The organism is Phaeovulum sp., from assembly GCF_041596715.1.
Lineage (GTDB): Bacteria > Pseudomonadota > Alphaproteobacteria > Rhodobacterales > Rhodobacteraceae > UBA6213.
On sequence record NZ_JBFHIA010000273.1, the window covers coordinates 1 to 3,701 of the forward strand.

The window sequence follows — 3,701 nt, forward strand, 5'->3', positions numbered from 1 at the left end:
AGGCCCGATCTTGCAGATCCTCGCACCTTTGAGCGAGGCCGCGCGTGCCGACGCTTGGGCCGATATTGCCGCCGAGTTGGAGGTTTACCAAACCGAAAACGGCTGGATCGGGCCAAATACGCTGCTACTTACCAGCGGTCAACGATGAAGGTCGGCGGGTAAACCCGCATAAAAACTTCTGCTGACTGCCGCGCGAGATCGTCAGAGATCATTTCTTTGCGGCAGAATGACCAGATCACGGATCGTGACGTTTCGCGGCCGTGTCAGCATAAACAAGACCGCTTCCGCGACCTCGATAGGCTCGATCAGCCCGCCATTGGCAAGTTCTGCCTCAAGCTTTTCCTTTGGCCAGTCATCGATAAGTGCCGTCACCACCGGCCCGGGCAGAACCGAGCCGACGCGAATGGAATACTTGGCAACCTGTCTGCGGACAGTGTGCACAAATGCCTGGACCGCAAACTTCGATGCTGTGTAGATCGGTTCGCCCATGACCGGCACGACACCTGCGATCGAGCCAGTAACGATGATGTCGCCGGTCTCTCGCGCGGCCATATGCGGCAGCACCGCGTGTACGGTTCTGAAAACTGCGTTGATATTGAGGTTCAGCACGCTGTCCCATTTGTCCGGATCGCCGTCTATGATGTCGCCGCCAACGTAAGCCCCGGCATTGGCGTGCATAATGTCCAACTGGCCGGCCATTTCCAGAATCGACGGCATCATCGTGGCCACGCTGGAAGGATCTGTCAGATCGATGACCAATGGCAGCGCATCTGCACCAAGCGCCGCGCATACTTCGGTCAGCGCCGCCTCTGCGCGGTCTATAAAGACCACGCGCGCGCCTGACCGGAGCATGATCTTGGCACATTCAAGACCAATTCCCGAAGCCGCGCCGGTTACTGCAGCAACTTTGCCCGCCAGTGTCCGCTCCATCTCTAACCCCTCTTTTTTCAAGATAGTGTCTGTGGTCAATCGGCTGGAAATAGATGCGCGGCCCCCGGATCGAAGCAAAACTCGACAGCGGACGCCGGATCAAAGCTCAGGTCCTGCGGAATTGCCGCAAGGGCGTGCTCTTTCGATGCAGTCTCAAAACTCACGATGGTTTCCGAGCCCAATCGCTCGACCAGCAAGACGGTTCCTTTCACCCTGCCGGTCATGGCATCGCCGTTTTTCAGATGCAGGTATTGCGGCCGCACACCAAGCTGCGCGCTGTCTCCTGCGGAAAAACCCTCAGCCGAGATCGCCACCGGCAGAACCGATGGCGACTCAACGGTCACCGACCCTTCGGACACATGCGTTACCGTTACGTCGAAGAAATTCATCCTTGGCGAACCGATGAACCCAGCAACGAATTTGTTTGCAGGCTTCTTGTAGATGTCGATCGGGGTTCCGATCTGGCGCACAAACCCATTTTCAAGCACGACGATCTTGTCGGCCAAGGTCATGGCCTCGACCTGATCGTGCGTCACATAGACCATGGTTGCGCCAAACTCCTGATGAATCTTGGCGATTTCCATCCGCATATCCATACGAAGCGCCGCATCCAGATTGGAAAGCGGTTCATCGAACAGAAATACCGACGGCTTGCGCGTAATCGCGCGGCCGATCGCCACGCGCTGGCGCTGGCCACCCGATAGCTGGCTTGGCTTTCGATCAAGCAAATCCTCGAGCTTCAGAATACGCGCAGCCTCGCGCACCCTAGAGTCGACCTCGTCTTTCGGTGTCTTTTTCAGCGAAAGCCCGAAGCTCATGTTTTCATAAACAGTCAGGTGCGGGTAAAGCGCATAGGATTGGAATACCATTGCGATACCCCGATCCTGGGGCTCCACATCGTTGCAACGCTTGCCTTCAATGAACAGGTCGCCATCCGAAATATCGTCCAACCCGGCGATCATGCGCAGCAAGGTGGATTTGCCGCAGCCGGATGGCCCGACAAAGACCACAAATTCACCATCGGCGATTTCCAGACTCACGCCTTTGATCACCTCGACAGGGCCAAACCGTTTCTTGAGATTGGCGAGTCGTAATTCGGCCATTTCAGCCCTCCGGATGTGCGAGTTTGCGCGCCGTGCGCGCCGCAGTCTGAAGCGCCTCGAACGCGGCGAAACGCTGATCGTGCTGGCGGGCGATTGCGCCCTCGGCTGGAATGTAGGTCTCGCCCGCGCTCGACATGGCCGCCATTGCCGCTTCTAGATCAACGAATGCGCGGCTGGCTGTGGCAGCAAGCATTGCCGCGCCAAGCAGCACCGGCTCTGTCTGCGCTGAGGCCGCAACCGGCACCCCGGTGCAATCTGCCAGAAGCTGGCGGACAAGCGGATGGCTTCCCGCGCCACCGCTGATTGCGATGGACTCGATCTTGGCACCCTTTGCGGCACTTGCCGCGATAATCTGGCGCAGCCCATAGCCGATGCCAAGCAGCCCCGCGACGTAAAGCGCAACAAGGCTATCGAGATCACGCTCGATGCCAAGCCCGGCAATGATCGCACGCGCGTCTGGGTCTGCGTGTGGCGCGCGGTTGCCCAGAAAATCTGGCACAACGATCAACTCACCCGCGCGATCGCTTGCATGCGATAGTGATGGCAAATCAGCGGCGGCCAAGTCGGCAAGCAAGTGTGGCAGCGATACGCCGTGAGATGCAGCATTAGCTCGCGCCGCGGCAGATGCGGGATGCATGTTTACCAACTGATCGATTGCCGCGCCCGCGCTGGATTGACCGCCCTCGTTCAACCACAAGCCCGGCACCATGGCCGAGTAATAGGGCCCCCATACGCCCGGAATGAAGATCGGTTCGGCGCTGCTGGCCATCGTGCACGCAGATGTGCCCAGCACATAGGCCATGCGCGTGGTCACAGCACCACTAACGCCCTTTCCGCCAACCGAGCCCACGCCGCCAGCATGTGCATCGATCAGACCGGCCGCAACCGGGGTGCCCGGCTTCAGCCCAAGTTCGGCGGCGGCGGTGGCGGTCAGCCCCATGCCAAGCGCCTGCCCGGCCGGCACGATTTCGGTGCCGATGCGGGCAAACCCCTGATCGGCCAGATCGCCAAGGCCGATTTGGCGAAAGTAGCTTTCGTCCCACTGCTGCTCATGGGAAACATAGGTCCATTTGCAGGTCACGGTGCAAACTGACCGGGCCAAACTTCCGGTCGAACGCCATGTCAGAAAATCCGCAAGGTCAAAGAACTGCCAGGCAGACGCATAGGTTTCTGGCAGGTTTTCCTTTAGCCACAGCAACTTGGGCGTTTCCATCTCGGGCGAGATCACGCCGCCGACGTAATCTAGCACCCGGTGTTTGGTTCGATTGATCCGGCGGGCCTGTTCGATCGCGCGGTGGTCCATCCAGACAATGATGTCGCGGGTCTTGTCGCCATGCGGGCCCACGGCAAGCCCGGCCCCCTCTGGCCCCAGCACCACCAGCGAGCAGGTTGCATCAAAGCCGATACCCGCGATGTCATCGCCCGAAAGCGCGGCGTTCGCTAAGGCGTCGCGCACACTTGCGCATACCGCCCGCCAGATATCACCGCTCGATTGCTCTGCAAGGTTCGGCCCATCCTTGTAAAGCGCGATGTCATGCTTGGCTGATGCCAGCATCTCGCCCTTGGCGTCAAACACGCCCGCACGCGCACTGCCGGTGCCAACATCTACGCCGATGAAACAACTTGCTGTCATGCCACTACCCCTGCGCCAAATGGCAACCTTCGATG

3 protein-coding genes are annotated in these 3,701 nt (G+C 59.5%); all 3 read right to left on the bottom strand.

All coding sequences use genetic code 11. The annotated features are described in order from the left end of the window. Window positions 1–201 precede the first annotated feature (201 nt). Genes ABY403_RS14445 through ABY403_RS14455 form a run of 3 tightly spaced genes read right to left on the bottom strand, consistent with a single transcriptional unit; the run spans window position 202 to window position 3,666 of the window. Window positions 202–930, bottom strand: coding sequence for an SDR family oxidoreductase (locus ABY403_RS14445; RefSeq protein WP_372841521.1), 729 nt, complete (start codon window positions 928–930; stop codon window positions 202–204). Between the two features lie 35 nt (window positions 931–965). Then, a complete protein-coding gene (locus tag ABY403_RS14450; RefSeq protein WP_372841522.1) occupies window positions 966–2,033 on the bottom strand; it encodes an ABC transporter ATP-binding protein in 1,068 nt (355 codons plus the stop codon). 1 nt (window position 2,034) lies between these two features. Then, a complete protein-coding gene (locus ABY403_RS14455) occupies window positions 2,035–3,666 on the bottom strand; it encodes an FGGY-family carbohydrate kinase (RefSeq protein ID WP_372841523.1) in 1,632 nt (543 codons plus the stop codon). Window positions 3,667–3,701: the final 35 nt, after the last annotated feature.

What these genes read in the sequence shown, in the direction of transcription:
- ABY403_RS14445 (WP_372841521.1), bottom strand. Translation starts at nt 930, where the DNA reads ATGGAGCGGACACTGGCGGGCAAAGTTGCTGCAGTAACCGGCGCGGCT.
- ABY403_RS14450 (WP_372841522.1), bottom strand. Translation starts at nt 2,033, where the DNA reads ATGGCCGAATTACGACTCGCCAATCTCAAGAAACGGTTTGGCCCTGTC.
- ABY403_RS14455 (WP_372841523.1), bottom strand. Translation starts at nt 3,666, where the DNA reads ATGACAGCAAGTTGTTTCATCGGCGTAGATGTTGGCACCGGCAGTGCG.